The sequence below is a fragment of the Williamsia sp. CHRR-6 genome (assembly GCF_018474015.1).
GTDB lineage: Bacteria > Actinomycetota > Actinomycetes > Mycobacteriales > Mycobacteriaceae > Williamsia_A.
On the sequence record NZ_JAHCSG010000007.1, the window covers coordinates 1 to 20,684 of the forward strand.

General features: G+C 66.8%; 22 protein-coding genes. 3 read left to right on the top strand and 19 right to left on the bottom strand.

The window, feature by feature from the left end; translation table 11 throughout:
• On the top strand, positions 1-191 hold a 191-nt coding region (locus KIK15_RS16715; RefSeq protein ID WP_214245878.1), incomplete at its 5' end, for a hypothetical protein.
• Between the two features lie 470 nt (positions 192-661).
• Here the strand turns inward: KIK15_RS16715 and murA are convergent.
• Both murA and KIK15_RS16725 read right to left on the bottom strand, forming a co-directional pair.
• Positions 662-1,918 carry a UDP-N-acetylglucosamine 1-carboxyvinyltransferase gene (murA, locus tag KIK15_RS16720; protein WP_214245879.1) on the bottom strand — a complete coding sequence of 419 codons (1,257 nt, stop codon included), beginning with the start codon at positions 1,916-1,918 and terminating at the stop codon, positions 662-664.
• 43 nt (positions 1,919-1,961) lie between these two features.
• Positions 1,962-2,435: an SRPBCC family protein gene (locus KIK15_RS16725; protein WP_214245880.1), complete on the bottom strand. Its 474-nt coding sequence runs from the start codon at positions 2,433-2,435 to the stop codon at positions 1,962-1,964.
• A gap of 67 nt (positions 2,436-2,502) precedes the next feature.
• Here KIK15_RS16725 and KIK15_RS16730 point away from each other — a divergent pair, with 67 nt between their 5' ends.
• Positions 2,503-3,102, top strand: a complete 600-nt coding sequence (locus KIK15_RS16730; protein WP_214245881.1) for a cob(I)yrinic acid a,c-diamide adenosyltransferase — start codon at positions 2,503-2,505, stop codon at positions 3,100-3,102.
• 9 nt (positions 3,103-3,111) lie between these two features.
• Here KIK15_RS16730 and KIK15_RS16735 read toward each other — a convergent pair whose 3' ends face one another.
• The 15 genes from KIK15_RS16735 to rpmE all read right to left on the bottom strand — a co-directional run bounded on the left by KIK15_RS16735 (position 3,112) and on the right by rpmE (position 16,196).
• Positions 3,112-3,543, bottom strand: a complete 432-nt coding sequence (locus KIK15_RS16735; RefSeq protein ID WP_214245882.1) for a DUF2550 domain-containing protein — start codon at positions 3,541-3,543, stop codon at positions 3,112-3,114.
• Positions 3,544-3,685: 142 nt separating this feature from the next.
• Positions 3,686-4,072 carry a F0F1 ATP synthase subunit epsilon gene (locus KIK15_RS16740; RefSeq protein ID WP_214245883.1) on the bottom strand — a complete coding sequence of 129 codons (387 nt, stop codon included), beginning with the start codon at positions 4,070-4,072 and terminating at the stop codon, positions 3,686-3,688.
• Between the two features lie 6 nt (positions 4,073-4,078).
• On the bottom strand, positions 4,079-5,530 hold the full coding sequence (gene atpD / locus KIK15_RS16745) for a F0F1 ATP synthase subunit beta (protein WP_214245884.1): 1,452 nt from the start codon (positions 5,528-5,530) through the stop codon (positions 4,079-4,081).
• Positions 5,531-5,602: 72 nt separating this feature from the next.
• The gene (locus KIK15_RS16750; RefSeq protein WP_214245885.1) at positions 5,603-6,526 is read right to left on the bottom strand and encodes a F0F1 ATP synthase subunit gamma; all 924 of its coding nucleotides are present in this window, start codon (positions 6,524-6,526) and stop codon (positions 5,603-5,605) included.
• Between the two features lie 53 nt (positions 6,527-6,579).
• Complete coding sequence (gene atpA, locus KIK15_RS16755; protein WP_214245886.1) at positions 6,580-8,211, bottom strand: F0F1 ATP synthase subunit alpha; 1,632 nt, start codon at positions 8,209-8,211, stop codon at positions 6,580-6,582.
• Positions 8,212-8,284: 73 nt separating this feature from the next.
• A complete protein-coding gene (locus KIK15_RS16760; RefSeq protein ID WP_214245887.1) occupies positions 8,285-9,643 on the bottom strand; it encodes a F0F1 ATP synthase subunit B/delta in 1,359 nt (452 codons plus the stop codon).
• Between the two features lie 4 nt (positions 9,644-9,647).
• On the bottom strand, positions 9,648-10,136 hold the full coding sequence (locus KIK15_RS16765; RefSeq protein WP_214245888.1) for a F0F1 ATP synthase subunit B: 489 nt from the start codon (positions 10,134-10,136) through the stop codon (positions 9,648-9,650).
• Between the two features lie 46 nt (positions 10,137-10,182).
• Entirely contained in the window at positions 10,183-10,443 is a 261-nt protein-coding gene (locus tag KIK15_RS16770) for a F0F1 ATP synthase subunit C (RefSeq protein ID WP_214245889.1), read from the bottom strand.
• Positions 10,444-10,544: 101 nt separating this feature from the next.
• Positions 10,545-11,312 carry a F0F1 ATP synthase subunit A gene (gene atpB, locus KIK15_RS16775; RefSeq protein WP_214245890.1) on the bottom strand — a complete coding sequence of 256 codons (768 nt, stop codon included), beginning with the start codon at positions 11,310-11,312 and terminating at the stop codon, positions 10,545-10,547.
• Positions 11,309-11,722 carry a hypothetical protein gene (locus KIK15_RS16780; RefSeq protein ID WP_214245891.1) on the bottom strand — a complete coding sequence of 138 codons (414 nt, stop codon included), beginning with the start codon at positions 11,720-11,722 and terminating at the stop codon, positions 11,309-11,311. The genes atpB and KIK15_RS16780 overlap by 4 nt, the downstream gene beginning before the upstream one ends.
• 252 nt (positions 11,723-11,974) lie before the next feature.
• Complete coding sequence (locus KIK15_RS16785; protein ID WP_214245955.1) at positions 11,975-13,153, bottom strand: glycosyltransferase family 4 protein; 1,179 nt, start codon at positions 13,151-13,153, stop codon at positions 11,975-11,977.
• A gap of 66 nt (positions 13,154-13,219) precedes the next feature.
• Positions 13,220-13,870, bottom strand: coding sequence for an L-threonylcarbamoyladenylate synthase (locus KIK15_RS16790; RefSeq protein WP_214245892.1), 651 nt, complete (start codon positions 13,868-13,870; stop codon positions 13,220-13,222).
• 27 nt (positions 13,871-13,897) lie between these two features.
• On the bottom strand, positions 13,898-14,776 hold the full coding sequence (prmC, locus tag KIK15_RS16795; protein WP_214245893.1) for a peptide chain release factor N(5)-glutamine methyltransferase: 879 nt from the start codon (positions 14,774-14,776) through the stop codon (positions 13,898-13,900).
• Positions 14,773-15,849, bottom strand: coding sequence for a peptide chain release factor 1 (prfA, locus tag KIK15_RS16800; RefSeq protein ID WP_214245894.1), 1,077 nt, complete (start codon positions 15,847-15,849; stop codon positions 14,773-14,775). Before prfA ends, prmC begins: the two co-directional genes overlap by 4 nt.
• Before the next feature lie 110 nt (positions 15,850-15,959).
• Positions 15,960-16,196, bottom strand: a complete 237-nt coding sequence (gene rpmE / locus KIK15_RS16805) for a 50S ribosomal protein L31 (RefSeq protein ID WP_214245895.1) — start codon at positions 16,194-16,196, stop codon at positions 15,960-15,962.
• A 413-nt stretch (positions 16,197-16,609) separates the two neighbouring features.
• On the opposite strand from rpmE, the gene KIK15_RS16810 reads away from it, so the two are divergent.
• Complete coding sequence (locus KIK15_RS16810) at positions 16,610-17,317, top strand: DUF3105 domain-containing protein (protein ID WP_214245896.1); 708 nt, start codon at positions 16,610-16,612, stop codon at positions 17,315-17,317.
• Between the two features lie 32 nt (positions 17,318-17,349).
• On the opposite strand, the gene rho is transcribed toward KIK15_RS16810, so the two are convergent.
• Both rho and thrB read right to left on the bottom strand, forming a co-directional pair.
• Positions 17,350-19,323 (bottom strand): transcription termination factor Rho, encoded by a 1,974-nt coding sequence (gene rho, locus KIK15_RS16815; protein ID WP_214245897.1) that lies wholly within the window; start codon positions 19,321-19,323, stop codon positions 17,350-17,352.
• A 368-nt stretch (positions 19,324-19,691) separates the two neighbouring features.
• On the bottom strand, positions 19,692-20,678 hold the full coding sequence (gene thrB / locus KIK15_RS16820) for a homoserine kinase (RefSeq protein ID WP_214245898.1): 987 nt from the start codon (positions 20,676-20,678) through the stop codon (positions 19,692-19,694).
• Positions 20,679-20,684 lie beyond the last annotated feature (6 nt).

Genomic DNA, 20,684 nt, shown 5'->3' on the forward strand with positions numbered 1-20,684 from the left:
GAAAAACCAAACGAAACAACCACCCACACCCACAGGCACAGACAGCCGAATCAACACAACGTTTCCCAGCAGAGCAAAACCCCAACCAAAAAACAAACCAACACACAAAGCGCTGGCACAACAAAAAACAACCCACCCACAACAGGCAGGCCAAAAAAAATGGCATAAACAAAATGTCAACACACTATTGAGTTCTCAAAGAACACACATCCGAGACGCATTTCCCCTGAACAGGGCTGCTTTCTCGAACTTAGTTGTCTGTTGCTGCCCGTCTCCGGGGCAACTCTTCCAACCTAGCAGAGGTGTCCGTCGGAAGCAAACTTGCGCTTCCATCGGGCTCTGGGGCGGTTGGAGTGGCACGGCAGCATCGCTGTCGCGAAGCAGTTATGCCTTGTTCGTCTGCGCAAGCCCGATTTCCCTCTCCCCTGGACTTCCGTCCCGGGGCGGCGCCGTGGCGCGCTGACTCGGAGAAAGTTACGCGCTTGTGGACAACGAGGTCAAATTGCCTGCACATGGGGCTGACTCGACGGCATGTGCGCTGCTCAACGACGGTGGGGACACCCGCATCCGGCCCAGTTTCACGCCCGCGGCGACCCATCGCGCTACGTGACGCCCGACACATCCCATCCGTGACGCCGGTACCCGGCGCGTCCGGCTCTACTCAGCCGGCGACGCGACGAATGTCCGCGCCGAGCCCGGACAGTTTCTCGACAAACGCCGGATAGCCGCGATCGATGTGGAAGACGTCGTGCACCTCGGTCACCCCGTCGGCCACCAACCCCGCCAGCACCAGGCCCGCACCCGCCCGGATGTCTGAGCTCCACACCGGCGCGCTGGAGAGTTGCGGAATCCCGCGGATCACCGCGTGGTGACCGTCGGTGCGGGCATCAGCCCCGAGTCGCACCATCTCCTCGACGAAACGGAACCGTGCCTCGAAGACGTTCTCGGTGATCACCGACATGCCCTCGGCAACCGCGGCGAGCCCGATCGCCATCGGTTGCAGATCTGTGGGGAATCCGGGGAACGGCAGCGTGGAGAAGTTGACCGCGGTCGGCCGCTCCCGCTGCGTGACACGAAACCCGTTGTCCAATCGCGTGACCACAGCGCCGGCATCGGCCAGTTTGTGCAGGACCAGCTGCAGATGCGCCGGGTCCACCCCGGTCACCTCGACGTCTCCGCGCGTCATCGCGGCCGCTATCCCCCAGGTCGCCGCCACGATGCGATCGCCCACCACGCGGTGGGTGGTGGGCGATAGCCGCTGGACTCCGGTGACGGTCAGGGTGGAGGTGCCGGCACCGGAGATCTCGGCTCCCATCTGTACGAGCATGTCGCACAGATCGACGATCTCTGGTTCTCGCGCCGCGTTGTCGATGGTGGTCACCCCGGTGGCGAGCACGGCCGCCATCAGGATGTTCTCCGTGGCTCCGACCGAGGGGAACTCCAGCGCGATGGGTGCGCCCTTCAATGAATCCGCTTGCGCCACAACACATCCGTGCTCGATCGCACTGTTCGCCCCCAGCGCACGCAAGCCCGCCTGGTGCATGTCGAGGGGCCGCGACCCGATCGCATCGCCACCCGGCAGCGCCACGACGGCACGGTGACAGCGCGCCAGCAGTGGTCCCAGCACACACACCGATGCACGAAACTGCTTCACTGCGTCGAAGTCGGCGTGGAACTTGGGTTCTGCCGGGGTGTCGACGACGACCGTGTCACCGTCGAGGGTGACTGTCGCCCCCAGACCGCGCAGGACGTCGGCCATCAATGGGACATCGGCGATCTCAGGACAGTTGGTGAGTACCGTGGCACCCTCAGCCAGCAGGGCCGCCGCCATCAGCTTGAGCACACTGTTCTTCGCGCCTACCACCGAGACCTTGCCTTGCAGGGATGCCCCGCCGGTCACCAGGAATCGGTCGCTCACACCCTCCAGCCTAACGACAGGCCGTGCCGCCGCCGCCCGCAGCTCACCGTGCGCCCGATTTCTCCACGTGCGACTTCAGCGCAACGAGCCCCTTCTCGAAATCGCCACCGACGAGGCGATCCATCGGCACCAGACTGGAGAAGATCTTGGCCAACCCCGAGTTGGCGCCCGACATCGTCCACGTCACCACCGTGGCCTCACCGGTGGGCACGAGAGCGAACACCGTGAGGCTCTGCGACTTCATCGGCTTGGTGAAGGCCAGCACGATCTCGACGCGCGCGGCGTCGACCTCGGTGATCGTCATCGTCCCGGCGCCCGCCTTGCGGTTGCCGGTCCAGGAGTACTGAGCGCCTGCACCGGATCCGGGCCCGCTGTAGGTGCGGCGTAGGTCGGGATCCATCCCCTCCCACGGCGACCAGTGCCGCCATTCCCGGAAATCCACGAGCGAACTCAATACGTGGTCGGCGGCAGCGTCGATCTGGATGGACCGAGACACGGAGTACGGGCGAGGTGCCATGGGTGCACAGCCTAGCCGCGAGGGCGCGCCGTGGTCGGTCCTGCGGCGCAGAACGTAGGTTGAGCGCATGGCTGTTCACCTCACACGCATCTACACCCGGACCGGCGACGACGGGACCACCGGGCTCAGCGACTTCTCCCGGGTGTCGAAGACCGATCCGCGCGTGATCGCCTACGCCGACTGCGACGAGACGAACGCGGCGATCGGTGTGGCAGTCGCGCTCGGGGCACCTGATGCCACCGTGCTGACGGTGTTGCGCACCATCCAAAATGATCTCTTCGACGCGGGTGCCGATCTGGCCACACCCATCGTCGAGAACCCCGAATACCCGCCGCTGCGGGTCAAACAGGACTACATCGACGCTCTCGAGGCCTGGTGCGACCAGTTCTCCGAGGGGATCCCGCCGCTCACCTCGTTCATCCTGCCGGGTGGGACTGCGCTCAGCGCGCTGCTGCATCAGGCGCGCACGGTGACCAGGCGAGCCGAACGCTCAGCCTGGGCGGCCATCGCCGCCCACCCCGACGACACCTCGGTGCTGCCCGCGCGCTACCTCAACCGACTGTCGGATCTGCTGTTCATCCTCTCGCGCGCGGTGAACACCGACGGCGATGTGCTGTGGGCTCCCGGCGGCGACCGTCAACGGCCGCCTCACCCCGACGGCGACTGACCTCAGCGCTCAGGCAGATCGGCGACGCTGCGAACGTACCGACGGACGCGACTCCAACCAGGAGCTGAAGGCGGTGATCGCGCCTGCGCTCATCGCGATCTCGTAGCGGTCCTCGCCCACGCGGATCGCGACGACCGTCATCGCGTCGAGCACATCGAACTCTGTTCCCGCAGGTGCCCGCCGACCCACCAACTCGATCGACTGGCGTGCGAACACCCGGCTGGGACCGGTCCGCAGGCTGCTCAACCGATGAAACCGCACTGCGTCATCGGTGTATCGAATGGTCCCGTGTCGCCACCCACGGTCGTCACCGGCGGGCAGGCTACGGAACAGCACTGCGGTGCCGCTGCTCCTCAGGCGACTGACCCGGACCGCCAGCAGTACCCCGAGGGCCGCCATCACCACAAGGACCACGGCCGCACCGATCACCACCTCGACCATCGACGCTTCCTCTCCATCGACAGATCTACCCAGCGACACGACGATCCCCGCACACTTTCGTATGCGGGGATCGTTGTCGCCTCTACGCACGCCTCACCGCACAGCCATGACCCGGAGACCGGGTGGTGCAGCGAGGAACGCGTCATTTCTCTTGTGCGAGTTGCTCCACCGCGCGGATCCGCGCCAGTGCGCGATCGTGACCCGGTGAGCCCTCCTCGAACTTCTCGAGGTCGGCGCGCGCGGCGTCGACATCGATGTCCCGGGCCCACTCGGCGGATTCTGCCAACACCGTGACCGAGTCACCGGTCACCGACAAGAACCCACCCTCGACCGCGGCCACCCGCCGGGTGCCGTCGGTCTGTTCGATCATCACGAACCCACCGGGCACCAGCTGACCCAGAAGAGGCTCGTGGTTCTTCAAGATGCCCAGCTCACCCTCGGTGGTCTGGGCGATGACGAACGACGCCTGCCCGGAGTACAGGCGCTGCTCTACCGAAACGACATCGATCGGAAAGCCTGCGTCAGCCATGTGGGGTCACTTCCCTGCGATCTTCTGGGCTGCCGCCTCCACGTCGTCGAGTCCGCCGCAGCTGTTGAACGCCTGCTCGGGCAGATGATCGAACTCGCCCTTGGCGACCCGGTCGAACGCCTCGATGGTGTCGCTGAGCGGGACGACAGAGCCCTTCTGGCCGGTGAACTTCTCGGCGACGAGGAAGTTCTGGCCGAGGAACTTCTGGATACGACGCGCACGCGCGACGGTCACCTTGTCTTCTTCGGAGAGCTCGTCCATACCCAGGATGGCGATGATGTCCTGCAGCTCCTTGTACTTCTGCAGGATGCGCTTGACCTCGTTGGCGACGCGGAAGTGCTCGTCGCCGACGATCGAGGCCTCGAGGATCCGCGAGGTCGAGGTCAGCGGGTCGACGGCCGGGTAGATACCGAGCTGCGAGATGGGGCGCGAAAGCTCGGTGGTCGCGTCGAGGTGAGCGAACGTGGTCGCCGGCGCCGGGTCGGTGTAGTCGTCGGCGGGCACGTAGATCGCCTGCAGCGAGGTGATCGAGTTACCACGGGTCGAGGTGATGCGCTCCTGAAGCTCACCCATCTCGTCGGCCAGGGTCGGCTGGTAACCCACCGCCGAGGGCATACGACCGAGCAGGGTCGACACCTCGGAACCAGCCTGGGTGAACCGGAAGATGTTGTCGATGAACAACAACACGTCCTGGTGCTTCTCGTCGCGGAAGTACTCGGCCATGGTGAGGGCCGAGAGGGCGACGCGCATACGCGTGCCCGGCGGCTCGTCCATCTGACCGAACACCAGCGCGGTGTCCTGCAGAACGCCCATTTCCTCCATCTCGAGGTGGAGGTCGGTGCCCTCGCGGGTGCGCTCGCCGACGCCGGCGAACACCGAGGTGCCGGAGAACTCGCGGGCGATGCGGGTGATCATCTCCTGGATCAGAACGGTCTTGCCGACACCGGCACCACCGAACAGACCGATCTTGCCGCCCTTGACGTACGGGGTGAGCAGGTCGATGACCTTGATGCCCGTCTCGAGGATCTCGGTCTTGCCCTCGAGCTGGTCGAAGGCAGGCGGCTTGCGGTGGATGCTCCACTGCAGTCCGTCGCGACCGGTGCCCGGGGCGTCGAGGCAGTCACCGAGAGCGTTGAACACGTGGCCCTTGACCACGTCGCCGACCGGGACCGAGATCGACTTGCCGCTGTCGGTCACCACGGTCCCACGGGTCAACCCGTCGGTGGGCTGCATCGAGATGGTGCGCACCAGGTTGTCACCGAGGTGCTGGGCGACCTCGAGGGTCAGCGTCTTGGCCACCGACGCCAGGGCGATCTCGGCGTGCAGCGCGTTGAACAGTTCGGGGACCGCACCACGGGGGAACTCGACGTCCACCACGGGGCCGATGACGCGGACGACGCGTCCGGCCGAATCGGTCGCCGCGGAACCGCCTGGTGCTTCGGTTACTGCAGTGCTCATTGTGGTCACTTCCTGGCCTGGTGGCCGTTACAACTCGTTACGTGTCGTGTGCTGCGGCTACGCCGCGACTTCTCACTCTGCGAGCGCGCTCGCGCCGCCGACGATCTCGCTGATCTCCTGGGTGATCTGCGCCTGCCGCAGCTGGTTGGCCTGCCGAGACAGGTCGGTGATCAGCTCGTCAGCGTTGTCGGTGGCCGCCTTCATGGCCGTCCGACGGGCAGCGGACTCCGATGCCGCAGCCTCCAGCAGTGCTGCGTAAACGCGGGTGGCCACGTACTTGGGCAGCAGTGCCGACAGCAGAGTGTCTGCCCCCGGCTCGAAGGAGTAATTGCGCCCGACGGTCTCCGACGACGTCGACTCGCCCTCGGACACCACCAGCGGAGCGATCCGACGGACCTCGGGAACCTGGCTCAGCATCGAGATGAACCGGGTGTACACCAGGTGCAGTTCGTCGACACCGGCCAGCGAGGGCGCCTCCTCGTGCTCGGAAACCGAACCCTCGGAGCCGGCCGAGAACAGCTCGACCAGGCGGTCGGTGGCCGCTTTGGCGTCGCTGTAGCGCGGCTGCTGCGAGAAGCCGGTCCACGAGCCGCTGACCTCGATGTCGCGGAAGGTGAAGTAGCGCAGACCCTTCTTGCCCATCACGAAGATCAGCGGCTGCTTGCCCTCGGACTCCAGCAGCGCCAACAACTCTCGCGTCTCCCGGAGCACGTTGGAGTTGTAGCCACCACACTGGCCGCTGTCGCTGGTGACCACCAGGACCGCTGCGCGCTTGGGGGTGGGACGCTCCACGAGCAACGGGTGGTCGAGCGAGCCGGCGTTGCTGGCCAGCTCGGTCAACACCGAGGTCATCTCCTGGGCGTAGGGCTTCGACGCGGCGACACGCGCCTGTGCCTTGGTGATCCGGGAGGTGGCGATCAGCTCCTGGGCCTTGGTGATCTTGCGTGTCGACTGCACCGACCTGATGCGTGAACGCAGTTCGCGGATACTCGCCATGCCTGCCTCACACCTCCTTCGGGTTGGTCACTCGATCAGAATTCATTTCTCGGTCAGGACTTCCGGATCGTGATCTCTTCGTTGGCCACCTCGTCGGGATGCAACGCGTCGGCCTCTTCTTCGTTCACCACACGCGATCCATCGCTGGCCAGGAAGCCCTGCTTGAACCGGTTGGTCGCTGCCTCGAGCGCCTCGGCCTGGTCGTCGGCGAGCACCTTGCCTCCGGCGATCGACTCGTAGACCCCGGCCGCAGCATGGTGCAGGTGGCTGCGCAGCTCGGTCTCGAACCGCTTGACGTCCTCGACCGGAACAGAGTCGAAGAAGCCCTCACCGGCCAGATAGATCGACACGATCTGGTCCTCGACCGACACCGGGCTGTACTGGTCCTGCTTGAGCAGCTCCACCCAGCGAGCGCCGCGCTCGAGCTGGGCCTTGGACGCGTCGTCGAGGTCGGAGGCGAACGCCGAGAAGGCCTCGAGCTCACGGAACTGGGCGAGTTCCAGACGCAGCGAGCCACTGACCTTCTTGAGGCCCTTGGTCTGCGCAGCACCACCGACGCGCGACACCGAGGTGCCGACGTTGATGGCCGGACGAACACCCTTGTTGAACAGGTCGGACTCGAGGAAGACCTGGCCGTCGGTGATCGAGATGACGTTGGTCGGGATGAACGCCGAGACGTCGTTGGCCTTGGTCTCGATGATCGGCAGGCCCGTCATGGACCCACCGCCGAGCGCATCGGAGAGCTTCGCGCAACGCTCCAGCAGACGGGAGTGCAGGTAGAACACGTCACCGGGGTAGGCCTCACGGCCCGGCGGACGACGCAGCAGCAGTGAGATGGCGCGATAGGCCTCGGCCTGCTTGGTCAGGTCGTCGAACACGATCAGAACGTGCTTGCCCTGATACATCCAGTGCTGCCCGATGGCCGAACCGGTGTAGGGGGCCAACCACTTGAAGCCCGCCGAATCCGACGCGGGCGCGGCCACGATGGTGGTGTACTCCAGCGCGCCGGCCTCTTCGAGCGCCTTCTTGACGCCGGCGATCGTCGAACCTTTCTGACCGATGGCGACGTAGATGCAACGCACCTGCTTGGCCGGGTCGCCGGTCTCCCAGTTGGCCTTCTGGTTGAGGATTGCGTCGATGCACACCGCGGTCTTGCCGGTCTTGCGGTCGCCGATGATGAGCTGACGCTGGCCGCGGCCGATAGCGGTCATGGCATCGATGGCGGTGATGCCGGTGGCAAGCGACTCCTCGACCGGCTGACGCTCCAGCACCGTGGCCGCCTGCAGCTCGAGCACACGCTGCTCGTCGGACTCGATCTCGCCCAAACCGTCGATGGGCTGACCCAGCGGGTTGACCACGCGTCCGAGGAACTTGTCACCGACCGGCACCGAGAGCACGTCGCCGGTGCGGCTGACCTGCTGGCCCTCCTCGATCTTGTCGAAGTCACCAAGGATGACCACGCCGATCTCATCCTCGTCGAGGTTCAGGGCCACGCCCAGCACGCCGCCGGGGAACTCCAGCAGTTCGTTGGCCATTGCACCGGGAAGGCCGCTCACGTGTGCGATGCCGTCGGAGGTGTCGGTCACGATGCCGACCTCCTCGCGCGTCGCATCAGCAGTGAACGACGAGACGTACTGCTCGATTGCGCCCTTGATCTCGTCGGATGAGATCGTCAACTCCGCCATGGGTATTCGTCTTCCTTGGGTAGGGATGGGTCTTGAAGTTCATCGGATGCCGGGGCGACCGGCCTCCGCGGGATCAGGGCAGTTCCGCCGCAGCCTTCGCGAGGCGGGTGGCGATGTCGCCGTCGATGACCTCGTCACCGACCGTGATGCGCAGCCCGCCGAGCAGTGCCGGGTCGAGTTCGACCTGCAACGACATGGGCCGGTTGTAGACGCGACCGAGGACCTCGGTCAGACGGCTCCGCTGATCGTCGGTGAGCGGCGCAGCGGCCACGACATGAGCCACCGACTCGCCACGACGCGCCGCAGCGATCTCGGCGAGATCAGTCACCGCCGCCGCTGCGGGCTGCCCACGCAGCAGGCGCACGGTCTGGGTGAGGACGGCGTCGGTGGTGGTGTCGACGCGACCGGCCAACACCGATCCCAGGAGCGACAACCGCCCGTCCACCGGGGCGTGATGATCGGAGAGCAGCTTGGACAGCTGCGGCTGCGCGTAGAGCAGTCGACCGAAGCGGAACAACTCGTCCTCGACGGTCTCGATGGTCCCGGCCTTCTCGGCGATGGAGAACAGCGCGAACCGAGCCACCCGCTCGAGAGCGAAGGTGAGGTCGCTGACCGAGGACCAGCGGCTGAGCGCAGCACTGCGGACCAACGACAGCGCGCCCGCCGAGAGGCTGGACCCGAAGACCCCGTGGACCAGCGCTTCTTTCGGCGCGGTGTCGTCGCTGGGCTCAGCCAGATGCTTGCGCAACACCGGCTCCCGCGTGAGCAGCGCGACCGCGTCGGTCAGCTCCGTCGACAGGGCGGTCAACGACGCGGGGTCCGCGTCGGCGGCGACACGGTCGAACTCGGCGGCCAACGCCAGCACCGAGTCGCGGCTGGCGGCACGCATGGAGTGGATCCCGACCAGATCGGCTGCCGAGCTGACCCGGAGCGATCCGGGGGCGTCGGAATCGGAGCCCACCATCTGGCCGAGCTCGGTGATCACCCGATCGACCGAGTCCTGCTGCGCCGCAGGGTTGGCCAGGTGGTCCCGAACCAGCTTGCCGGCCAGGTCCACCGATGCCAGGCCTAGATCCGACCGCAGCTGACGCACCAGCGTGGTGCGGTTGAGGGCGACCTGACTCTTGCCGTGCTCGGTGATCCGCTTGACCTCGGCGTCGGCCTGCTCGGCCATCTGCACGCTGATCGCCTGAGCGTCGGCACGCGCCTCCTCGCGGATGCGGCTGGCCTCCGCGCGCGCTTCCTCGACTGCGTTGGCGTGAGCCGCAGTGGCCTCCGCCAGCCGCTTCTTGGCCTCGTCGCTCTCGGCGATCTGCGCCGCGATCGAGTCCTGGGTGGAGGTCATCGCCTTACGGACCGGCGGAACCACGAAGCGCACGAGCACATACACGATGATCGCGAACCCGATGAGTTGCCCGATGAAGATCTCCATGTGGTCAGCTTCCCTTCACGCTGGACTGGCCGGAGGTCACGTCGACGCCGAGCACCCGGCTGGCCAGCGCTGACGACAGCGAGTCGACGTCGGCCCGAGCCTGGGCCGCCGCCTGTTCGCCCTGTGCGGCGAGATCGGCGTTGGCCTCGGCGAGTGCCGCGTCGGCTTCGGCGGTGGCCCGCTGACGCATCTGCTCGAGCGCCTCGCGGCCCTTGGCTCGGGCGTCATCGCGGATGCTGGTGGCCTCACCGCGAGCCGACTTCATGGCTTCCCGGTACTCGGCCTCGGCCCGCTCAAACCCTTCGGCTGCCTTCCGGGCGTCGGTCGCGGTCTGCGACAACCGATTCTCGCGTTCCTCTAGAACCTGCTTGATCGGCGGCACGATGAACTTGCCGACGACCGCGAGCACGATCAAGAAGATAAGGAGAACGACGAAGAACGTGCCGTTCGGTATCAGAAAGTTCTGAGTGCCTTCCGCAGCCAAAACCTGCATGTGCGTCGTTTCCTAACTGTCAGCCCGGGTGCGTGGAAGCGGTCTGCTATCCGCCGTAGGTCTTGGCCGGGTTGGCGAAGACGAACAGGGCCATGAAGGCCAGGTTGATGAAGTACGCGGCCTCGACCAGACCGACGGTGATGAAGAACGGGGTGAACAGGCGGCTCTGCGCCTCGGGCTGGCGCGCGATGCCGGCGATCAGCTGAGCACCGGCGAGACCGTCGCCGATACCGGCGCCGATGGCGCCGCCGCCCAGAATCAGGCCGCCGCCGATGAGTGCGCCCATGCTAACGAGGTTCGGATCCATGTGACTTTCCCTTTCGATGTACCGGCAACCTTTGCCAGGTCTGTTGTGGTGTCGACGGTGTCGGCACCGGGTGGTGGTTGATTCCAGGGTGACCCGGAAGGTCAGTGCGCGTCCTCGGACTCCATCGACTGGCTGAAGTACAGGATTGTCAGCAGCGAGAAGATGAAGGCCTGGATGAGGCCGACGAACAGGTCGAACAGTTTCCAGACGGCGTTCGGTCCCCACATCAGGTACCAGGGGAACAACGTGATGAGCGAGACCATGATCCCGCCGGCGAACACGTTGCCGAACAGACGCAGGGAGAGCGAGACCGGCTTGGCGATCTCCTCGATGATGTTGATCGGGGCCAAGCCGATGCCATGGCCACGGATCAGCTTCACCGGATATCCGAAGATGCCGCGCTTACGGAAGCCGGCGGCGTGGTACCAGACGAACACCACGAGCGTCAGCGCGTAGACGAAGTTGATGTCGGAGGCCGGCGGCTTGAGCCACTCGGCGGCCTTCCCGTCGTGCCCGTACTGCGACGGGATGACCGCCAGCCAGTTGGAGATGAGGATGAAGGTGAACAGTGCGACGGCCAGCGGCAGCACGAACGGCGCCACCTTCATCCCGATGGAGCTCTCCACCTGTCCACGCATCTGCTTGGTCACGGCCTCGAAGAACAGCTGCACACCGCTGGGCACACCACTGGTGGTGAACTTCGCCTTCAACGCAAAGGCGAGAGCCAGCAGGATCAGCGCCGCGACCGAGGTCCCGATGATGGTGTCGAGGTTGAAGGACATCCCGAAGAACTCGCGGACGATGTGGTGTCCGACCTCGATCTTGGATTCGGATTCGGCCTCTTCGGCCAGGGTCAGCGACGCGGTCATGACTGCTTGCGGAGTCCTTTCATCACGGGGATCACCGTGGCGAGCACCACGATCACCTGACACAGCGCGAGCCCGAACATGACACCGAGTCCGTCGGGCCGGAAGAAGAAGGCCACCGCGAGCGCGACGACGGTGATGATGCCCAGCCGGACCGCGGTGTTGAGTACGACCGGCTTCTTGCGGGGGTTGTCCTCGGCCGTGACCGCGCCGACGGTGGCCTGCACCATCTTCGCGTTGCCGAGGATCATGGCCATGCCGGCGGTGAAGAACACGCCGAAGAGCAGATGGCCGAGGACGCCGCTGACGATCAATGCGATGACCGCGGCGACGCCTGCGAGCAGGGCCGGACGAACCATGCTGAGCGGGATGTCGGGATAGACCGGTGCCGAGTCAGGGGCTGACGTCGTCATCTGCCTCTCCTCCAGTCGGAGCACTCCGCGCTCGTCATCGAGCGCGAAGCCAGTTGCACGGTGTGGGCGGCGTCCTGCGAGCACTGCACATGTGATCTCGGTGCGCGCTCGTCGGTCGCTGTGACCCTATCAACACTTCAGGCGATATCCGAAACGGGGTTGAACTCGCGGCGCGAGGCCCTCCACCAGCGGAGATCATCTACTACACGGGATAGTACTGCACGGGCGAGAGGCCATGATCGTGGGGGCCGATCACGCAGCGGTGACAGGTTCGGCGACGTCTCGATCGCCCCGGATGCGTCGACGCAGACGCGGGACGGCGGTGGCCACGAGAGCCACCACCAAGCCGGCCGCCAGCGCCGGGACGACCACGCGAACCGAGAACACCGTGCTCGCGGCGACGCTCAGCGCCAGTACCGCGACCCACAGGTAGATCACCAAGACGACGCGGCGCTGCGAGTGGCCCAGTTCGAGCAGTCGGTGGTGCAGGTGCATCTTGTCGGGGGTGTGGAAGCCGACGCCCGCCCGGGTGCGCCGGATGATGGCGAGCAGCATGTCGAGCATCGGGATGAACATGACCGCCGCGACCAGGATCAGGGGCGAGAGCAATGAGAACAAGTCGGCAGGCCCGTAGGCGTAGACCGCGATGCGACCCGAGGCGCTGGTGGCCGCCGTGGCCAGCATCAGCCCGATCAACATCGAACCGGAGTCGCCCATGAAGATGCGGGCGGGCTGGAAGTTGTGCGGCAGAAACCCCAGACAGGCGCCGGCCAGACTCACCGAGATGAGCGCGGGCGGGTAGTAGCTGACGTCGCCCCCCTGATCGCGCAGCAGCCCGACGGAGAACAGCAGGATCGCCGCCGCGGAGATGAGGGCCAGGCCGGCGGCCAGGCCGTCGAGTCCGTCGACGAAGTTGATCGCGTTGATGGTGGCGACGGTGATGGCGATGGTTAGCAGTCCCGACTGCAGCGGGTCGAGCACGACGGTGTCGATGTTGCCGAACGGGACGTAGAGCACCGTCCAGCTGACGCCCATGAGCACCAGCACCCCGGCGGCGGTGAGCTGCCCGACGAACTTGGTCAGCGCATCGAGCCCCCAGCGGTCGTCGATGATCCCGACCACGACGATCACCGTGGCGGCTGCAGCCACTGCGTCCATGTCGTCGGTGTAGGCGAATCCGCGGGTCAAGGCGGGCAGTTGCTGGGCCAGCACGATTGCGGCGATGACCCCCAGGAACATGCCCACTCCCCCGAGCCGTGGGGTGGGGATGGCGTGTACGTCGCGCTGGCGGGGCACCGCCACCGCACCGACCCGGGTCGCGACGATCCGCACCACAGCGGTGGCCAGATAGGTGATGACCGCAGCGGTGAGACCCACCAGCATCAGCTCGCGCAGCGGGACACCGGTCCCGCTGTTGCCCACAGGGGTCATGGCCTCGATCACGGTTCAACGCTACAAGCTGGCGCACCCATCACCGGTGACCGGCCGCACTCGGACTCACCGCAATGAGTCGACCTCCACCGCGAGGACCTCGGCGATCTGTTCGGCCGACACCGCACCCACCCGCAGGATCTTGGGTGCTGCGTCGGTGAGGTCGACGATGGTCGAAGGAGTGGCCTTCGCGGCGGGCCCACCGTCGAGATAGACCGCCACCTCGTCGCCGAGCTGATCGCGCGCTTCGGCGGCCGTGGTGGCGGGCGGCTGCCCGGATTTGTTGGCACTCGACACCGCCATCGGGCCGACCTCACGCAACACTTCGATGGCCACCGGGTGCAGCGGCATCCGCAACATCACGGTGCCGCGGGTGTCGCCGAGATCCCACGCCAGCGACGGCGCCTGCTCGACGACGAGACTCAGTCCACCGGGCCAGAACGCGCGGACGAGTTCGCGCAGCCGCTGCGACACCGACAGCACCAGTCCGTCCACGGTGTCCCACGAACCCACCAGGACCGGCACCGGCATGTCGCGGCCGCGCCCCTTGGCCGCCAACAGACTGCTCACCGCATCGGAATCGAATGCGTCGCAACCGATTCCGTACAGCGTGTCGGTGGGTAGGACAACCAGTCGACCAGCCTTGACCGCACCGACCGCAGCCCGCACGCCGGCTGCCCGCGAATCGGGCTGATTGCAATCGAACTCGGTGCTCACGGCATCCATCCTTACACGTCGAACTGATCACTCCGCACCCGTGCGCTGCGCCTCGACCGGCCGACGCCGCGCCGCGACGAACCGCGGCCGCCCGGCGAGGTCACGGTGAGCGGAGATCTCGTCGAAGGCCCCGGATGCGTCGAGGGCCGCCGTCACCGCGTCGCCGGTGGTGTCGTCGTGCTCGATGCCACACCACCCACCCGGCACCAGGACCGTGGCGATCACCTCGATCATCGGGATGATCACCGACATCCCGTCGTCGCCGCCGAACAGGGCACGATGCGGATCGTGGGCCAGCACCTCGGGATCGAGGTCGTCGGTCCAGGGCACATAGGGCGGGTTGGCGACCACCAGGTCCACCTCGAGGTCCGCCAGGTCAGCCGCCACCCGCACGTCGGCGACCCGGATCTCGATCCGTGCTGCGACATCGGCGGGCGCGGCCTCGACGTTGCGCTGCAACCAGGTCAACGCCTCATCGTCGACCTCGACGGCGCTGACCTGGGCAGTCGGACACCCCGTGGCGACGGCGACAGCCAATGCCCCACTGCCACTGCAGAAGTCGGCCACCTTGGCGCCGCGACGCCCGGCCAGTTGCGCCAGCGCCCACTGCAGCAGCACCTCGGTCTCGGGGCGAGGGATGAACACACCCGGCCCGACCAGCAGCTCGATCGGCCCAAACGGCGCCCGTCCGACTATGTGCTGCAACGGTTCTCGCGCAATCCGACGCGAGAGCACGACACCGAGAGCATCGATCTGTGCGGGCGTGGGGTCGGGCGCCGCGATGAGGCGACCTCGGTCCACCCCGAGGACATGCGCCACCAGCAGCTCGGCATCCACGCGCGGCGAGTCGATCCCGACGCGCGCCAGTTCTGCTGCGGCCGCGGCGATGACCGAGCGCACAGTCACTGCGCCTCGAGACGAGCCTGTCGATCGGCAGCGATCAGGGCGTCGAGCAGCGCGTCGAGGTCACCGTCGAGCACGGCGTCGAGGTTGTGCGCCTTGAACCCTATCCGGTGGTCGGTGATGCGGTTCTCGGGAAAGTTGTAGGTGCGGATGCGTTCGGACCGGTCGACGGTGCGGATTTGGGCGGCACGTCCCTCGGCGGCGTGGGCCTGGGCCTGTTCGTCGGCGAGCAACTGCAAGCGGGCCGCGAGGACCTGCATGGCGCGCGCCTTGTTCTGCAGCTGTGATCTCTCGTTCTGGCAGGTCACAACGATGCCGGTGGGCAGGTGGGTGATGCGCACGGCCGAGTCGGTGGTGTTGACGCCCTGCCCACCTTTGCCCGAGCTGCGGTACACGTCGATCCGCAGGTCGGTCTCGTCGATGGCGATCTGTTCCACCTCGTCGGGTTCGGGGTAGGCCAACACACCCGCCGCCGAGGTGTGGATGCGCCCCTGCGACTCGGTGACCGGGACCCGCTGCACCCGGTGCACCCCGCCTTCGAACTTCATCCGAGCCCAAACACCCTCGGTGGCACCGGGTTTGGCCTTGATCGACAGCGTGGCGTCCTTGTATCCGCCGAGGTCGGACTCGGTCACTCCGAGGACCTCGACACGGTATCCGCGACGTTCACAGTATTTGAGGTACATCCGGGCCAGGTCGGCGGCGAACAGTGCCGACTCCTCACCGCCCTCACCGGATTTGATCTCCAACACCACGTCGTCGCCGTCGTGCGGATCACGCGGGGCCAACAGGTCGGTCAACGCGGAGTCGAGTTCGGCGACGGTGCGCTCGAGTTCGGGGATCTCGGCGGCGAAGGACGCGTCGTCTGCGGCGAGTTCCCGCGCGGCCTGCAGATCGTCGCGGGCGGCCTGTAGGCGCTGGTGGGTCGACATGACCGGGGCCAACTCCGCGAACCGTTTGCCCACGCGGCGGGCGGTGGACGGGTCGTCGTGCAACGACGGGTCGGCCATCTGCGCCTGTAGTCCGGCGTACTCGGCGAGCACGTCGTCGACGGCCGAGGGGCTCTGGGGGCTCACACGGACTCCGTTCTCGACGCACGCTGATCAAAGACTGACGTCGCCACCCGGCGACACAGACGACGACGCCCGCCCCGCGCGATGCGCAAGGGCGGGCGTCGTGGAGCCTGCTACGTGGCGTCGGCCTCGGCGCCCTTGGCGGCACGCTTGCCGTAGCGCTTCTCGAAACGGGCCACGCGACCGCCGGTGTCGAGGATCTTCTGCTTACCCGTGTAGAAGGGGTGGCACTGCGAGCAGACCTCGACCGTGATCTGGCCGCCGTCGCGAGTGCTGCGGGTCTGGAAGGTGTTGCCACAGCCACACAACACCGTGGTGTCGGAGTACTGCGGGTGGATGCCCTGCTTCATGTGATGTCCCTTTCGTGGCCGCCGGGTCACCGCGAGGTGGGCGCGAGTCAGATTTCGCGTCCAGCGGTGTGAACCGGAACCGGACAGGTGGGTACCGGGGTGGTGCCCAACCGGGGCAAGTATGCCAGAAGAGGAGGTCAGCCGACGAATCCGTGCCTGGCCGACCGCTTGTCTGCAATGCACTCGCCAGCCGTTCAACTTGTGATCAGCGCCGGGTATTCCGCGGCTCGCCGGTGCCGATCGTCGAGCACCGGTTCACCGCCATCGGCTCATCACCGGCGGTTCGCGGTCGCACGCGAGATCCGCCTCGCCGGATCCGTAGGATCGGGGTCGTAGCGTTGACCTCAGAGATCGCAGAGGTCTCGCACGTCCCAGCGTTCGGTACCCGGCCACGGCTGACGGAGGTTTCGACCATGGCGATTCCCAGGCGGTCACAACTGATCTCGGCGCTGGTGACGACGCTGGTGCTGGCCATCATCGGCGGTGTCGCCGTATTCGTCCTCACCCGCCCCTCCTCCGACGGTGACGACCGGGTCACCCCGTTCGTGCCGACCGCCGCAGATCCCGACCCGAGCATGCGCATCCCGGGTGTCGTGCGGCACTTCTATCAGGGGGGACACGTCGGACCGGGAAAGCGGGTGCGCTATCAGTTCAGCCCGCCGATGGGTGGTCGGCACGACGCGGTCTGGGCGGTGTGCACCGGGATCGTCTACCCGCGGGCCATCCGCAGCGAGAACGCCGTGCACTCGATGGAACACGGTGCCACCTGGGTCACCTATGATCCCGCACGCGTGAACGCGGCTGGAGTCGCGGTGCTCGCGGCGAAGGTCCGGGGACGCGACCATCTGCTGATGTCTCCGTACCCGGGTCTGGATCGCCCGGTGTCGATCCAGTCATGGGGACATCAGCTCAAGGTCGACTCGCCCAGCGATCCTCGGATCGACCACTTCATCACCGCAACCAAGCAGAACCCGCAGAAAAATGTCTACCCCGAGCAGCCGACGTTCCGCGCCCACCCCGAGGTGGGCGGAACCTGCGCGGCGAACGGGGTGTTCGACGTGGCCGATCCACCCGCGTTCGAACCGCCACCGCTGCCGGCCGACGCCGTTCCCGACGCCTGACCGGCCTGCTCGCGTGACCGGCCAGGCCGAGGTCAGTCCTCGCCGCCTGATCCAGGTGCGGTTTTTTGCACCTGCATCAAGAACTCGATGTTGGTCTTGGTCTTCTTGAGCTGACTGAGCAGCAGGTCGATCGCCTGCTGGGAGTCCAGACCCGAGAGCACCCGCCGCAGCTTGTGGACGATGGCGAACTCGTCGGCCGACATCATCAGCTCGTCCTTGCGGGTACTGGACAGGTTGACGTCCACCGCCGGGAAAACACGACGTTCGGAGATCTTGCGGTCCAGCTTGAGTTCGGCGTTGCCGGTGCCCTTGAACTCCTCGAAGATCACCGTGTCGCCGGTGGACCCGGTCTCGACCAGCGCCGAGGCGATGATGGTCAGCGATCCGCCGTTCTCGATGTTGCGCGCCGCACCCAGGAACCGCTTGGGCGGGTAGAGCGCGGTCGAGTCGACACCACCGGAGAGGATGCGGCCCGACGCCGGTGAGGCGTTGTTGTAGGCGCGACCCAGTCGGGTGATCGAATCAAGAAGCACCACAACATCTTTGCCGTTCTCGACCAGACGCTTGGCGCGCTCGATGGCCAGCTCGGCCACCGAGGTGTGGTCGGTGGGCGGGCGATCGAAGGTGGAGGCGATGACCTCGCCCTTGACCGACCGGGTCATGTCGGTGACCTCTTCGGGTCGCTCGTCGACCAGCACCACCATCAGGTAGCACTCGGGGTTGTTGATCGAGATGGCGTTGGCGATGTCCTGCAAGATGGTGGTCTTACCGGCCTTGGGCGGCGAGACGATCAGTGCGCGTTGGCCTTTGCCGATCGGCATGATGAGATCGATGACACGGGTGTCGAGGCGCTCGGGGGTGGTCTCCAGGCGCAGCCGCTCGTTGGGGTAGAGCGGGGTGAGCTTGCCGAACTCCGGGCGCCGCCGCGCAGCCTCCACGTCGCCGCCGTTCACCGAGTCCAGGCGTACCAGTGGGTTGAACTTCTGGCGCTGATTGTTCTGCTCGCCGTCCCGCGGCAGCTTGACGGCGCCGGTGAGTGCGTCGCCGCGCCGCAGACCGTTCTTGCGGACCAGGTTCATCGACACGTAGACGTCGTTGGGACCGGCCAGGTAGCCCGAGGTCCGGACGAACGCATAGTTGTCCAGAACGTCGAGGATGCCCGCGACCGGCTGCAAGACGTCGTCCTCGGAGACGGTGGTGTCCCGCTCACCGCCACCGACGCCATCGCGGTCACGTCCACGCCGCCGCTCGCGGAACCGACGGCCACGCCGACCGCGGCCGGTGCCTTCGTCGTCGGAGTCATCGCGCGGACCGTTGGAACGTGACCCGTCGCGGTTCTGGTTCTGGTTGTCCCGGTTCTGGTTGCGCTCGCCCCCGTTGCGCTCCCCACCGTTGCGGTCGGTGTTGTTGCGCTCGGTGTTGTTGCGATCGGTGTTGTTGCGGTCGCCGCCGCTGCGCTCACGGCGCCGAGTGCGCTCGGCACCGGTGTTCTCGGTCCGGGTGTCGGTGTCTGCCGAGCCGCCGCTGTCAGCGTCGTTCGAGGTCCGGTTACGGCGCCCAGTCGTGCGGTCGGTGGTGTCCGAGGAGGCAGGCTCGGCGGTCGAGGGCCCGCTCGACGACCCCGCGGTCGCAGCTGCGGTGTCATCGGGCGCCGACGCGCCGGACCGGGCGGTCTCACGTGCCGTGGGCTCTGGAGCCGTCGGCTCGGGAGCTGACGTCTCGGGTGCGGGACGGCGGCCGTTGGACCGGGCCGCGGACGCGGCGGCCGACGACCCACCCTGCCGGTCGGCGATCGCGGCGACCAGGTCGCCCTTGCGCATTCCTGAGGTCCCCTTGATGCCCAGCTCACCGGCCAGTTGCCGAAGCTCGGTGAGCACCATCCCGTTCAAGCCGCCTGAACGGCCCGATGAGGTCTTGGCCTTCGCAGGAGTTGAGGTGTGCGAATCACCCGCTGACTCAGACGACGCCTCGGTCGAGGGTGTCGAGATCAGGTCCGTATCGGTCACGGATTTCCTTTCGTTCCCCCGCAGAACGCGTCTGCGTCGGGGGTCGTGATCATCCCTGTCGAGGTGACCGGGACGCGTGGCCCGTCGAGATGGACTGGGCTCAAGTCGTGGGTCTGCCGCTCGACCGTTGTGCGTGCGGGGAGCAAGTCGATCGCGATCGGCGGTTCGTGGCCCACCGGCCGGTTCTGGTGTGAACGGCGTGCACCGGGGAGCGTCACCAGATGGGTGATCAATGGTCGAGAGCGGCCTGAAACCTCCGCCACACTCAGCAGACGTGCTCATGCTAACCACGATCTGGTCGATGGGCAAGGTCCGTGCAGGCGCGTGTCCTGCACCGATGCGCCGACCGGCCGGCGCCGACGGGCGGATCAGGCGATGGTGACAGGCCCGCCCAGCGCCCGCTCGTGTACCTGAAAGCTGAGGTCGAAGGCTGTGGCCAGAGCGTCGCGGGGAATCTCCCCGACGTGCAACGCCATCACCGACGGGCCCGCACCCGAGACGAACGCCGCCACTCCAGCTCCCCGCAACGCGGCGACCACCGCGGTCGTCTCGGGCAGGACCGGGGCGCGATAGCCCTGGTGGAGCCGATCTGCAGTGGCGGCCAGCAGACAGTCGGGATCTGCGGTCAACGCGACCACCGCCAATGCACTTCGGCTGAGGTTGAACACGGCATCGGCGCGGGGCACGACGTCGGGCAACAGTCCACGCGTCTGGGCGGTCGACGACTCGGTGCGCGGCACCAGCGTCGTCAACCGGATGTCGGGGTGCAGCTCGAGTCGACGGGCGCGATATCGCGGCCCGTGACCGTCGTCGTGGTTCTCGGTCCACGACACCACGGCAGCACCCAGCACGCTGGCCGCCGCGTTGTCGGGGTGGCCTTCGAACTCGCTGGCCAACTGCACCAGCAGCTCGGGCGAGAACGCATCGCCCACACCAGCTTTGACCACGAGCCCGGATGCTGCCGCCAGCCCGGAGACCACGGCTGCCGCCGACGAGCCCAGTCCGCGCGAATGCGGGATGGCGTTGACGCACACCACGTCCAGACCTGCCGCCGAGGCGCCGGCCACCGCGAGCCCGCGGCGCAGCGCACGCACCACGAGGTGGGAATCATCCAGTGGCACACCGTCGCGACCTTCGCCGGTCACCGTCACCGCGGTGCCCACCGCGGTGGTCTGCACCCGCACCTCGTCGCTGAGGTCGAGCGCCAACCCCAGACAGTCGAACCCGGCCCCGAGATTGGCCGTAGAGGCGGCGACCCGCACAGTGCAGGACACATCGGGGGAAAGCTGATGCAGCGCAGCATGATCGACGCCTTCGCCGACGACTGAGGCCCCAAGAGCATCGTCCCCCGACATGATCAG

What these genes read in the sequence shown, in the direction of transcription:
- atpD (WP_214245884.1), bottom strand. Translation starts at nt 5,530, where the DNA reads ATGAGCACTGCAGTAACCGAAGCACCAGGCGGTTCCGCGGCGACCGAT.
- KIK15_RS16785 (WP_214245955.1), bottom strand. Translation starts at nt 13,153, where the DNA reads ATGACCCCTGTGGGCAACAGCGGGACCGGTGTCCCGCTGCGCGAGCTG.
- KIK15_RS16735 (WP_214245882.1), bottom strand. Translation starts at nt 3,543, where the DNA reads ATGGTCGAGGTGGTGATCGGTGCGGCCGTGGTCCTTGTGGTGATGGCG.
- KIK15_RS16810 (WP_214245896.1), top strand. Translation starts at nt 16,610, where the DNA reads ATGGCGATTCCCAGGCGGTCACAACTGATCTCGGCGCTGGTGACGACG.
- KIK15_RS16730 (WP_214245881.1), top strand. Translation starts at nt 2,503, where the DNA reads ATGGCTGTTCACCTCACACGCATCTACACCCGGACCGGCGACGACGGG.
- atpB (WP_214245890.1), bottom strand. Translation starts at nt 11,312, where the DNA reads ATGACCGCGTCGCTGACCCTGGCCGAAGAGGCCGAATCCGAATCCAAG.
- thrB (WP_214245898.1), bottom strand. Translation starts at nt 20,678, where the DNA reads ATGTCGGGGGACGATGCTCTTGGGGCCTCAGTCGTCGGCGAAGGCGTC.
- rpmE (WP_214245895.1), bottom strand. Translation starts at nt 16,196, where the DNA reads ATGAAGCAGGGCATCCACCCGCAGTACTCCGACACCACGGTGTTGTGT.
- KIK15_RS16740 (WP_214245883.1), bottom strand. Translation starts at nt 4,072, where the DNA reads ATGGCTGACGCAGGCTTTCCGATCGATGTCGTTTCGGTAGAGCAGCGC.
- KIK15_RS16750 (WP_214245885.1), bottom strand. Translation starts at nt 6,526, where the DNA reads ATGGCGAGTATCCGCGAACTGCGTTCACGCATCAGGTCGGTGCAGTCG.
- KIK15_RS16725 (WP_214245880.1), bottom strand. Translation starts at nt 2,435, where the DNA reads ATGGCACCTCGCCCGTACTCCGTGTCTCGGTCCATCCAGATCGACGCT.
- KIK15_RS16760 (WP_214245887.1), bottom strand. Translation starts at nt 9,643, where the DNA reads ATGGAGATCTTCATCGGGCAACTCATCGGGTTCGCGATCATCGTGTAT.
- KIK15_RS16770 (WP_214245889.1), bottom strand. Translation starts at nt 10,443, where the DNA reads ATGGATCCGAACCTCGTTAGCATGGGCGCACTCATCGGCGGCGGCCTG.
- KIK15_RS16765 (WP_214245888.1), bottom strand. Translation starts at nt 10,136, where the DNA reads ATGCAGGTTTTGGCTGCGGAAGGCACTCAGAACTTTCTGATACCGAAC.
- KIK15_RS16780 (WP_214245891.1), bottom strand. Translation starts at nt 11,722, where the DNA reads ATGACGACGTCAGCCCCTGACTCGGCACCGGTCTATCCCGACATCCCG.
- atpA (WP_214245886.1), bottom strand. Translation starts at nt 8,211, where the DNA reads ATGGCGGAGTTGACGATCTCATCCGACGAGATCAAGGGCGCAATCGAG.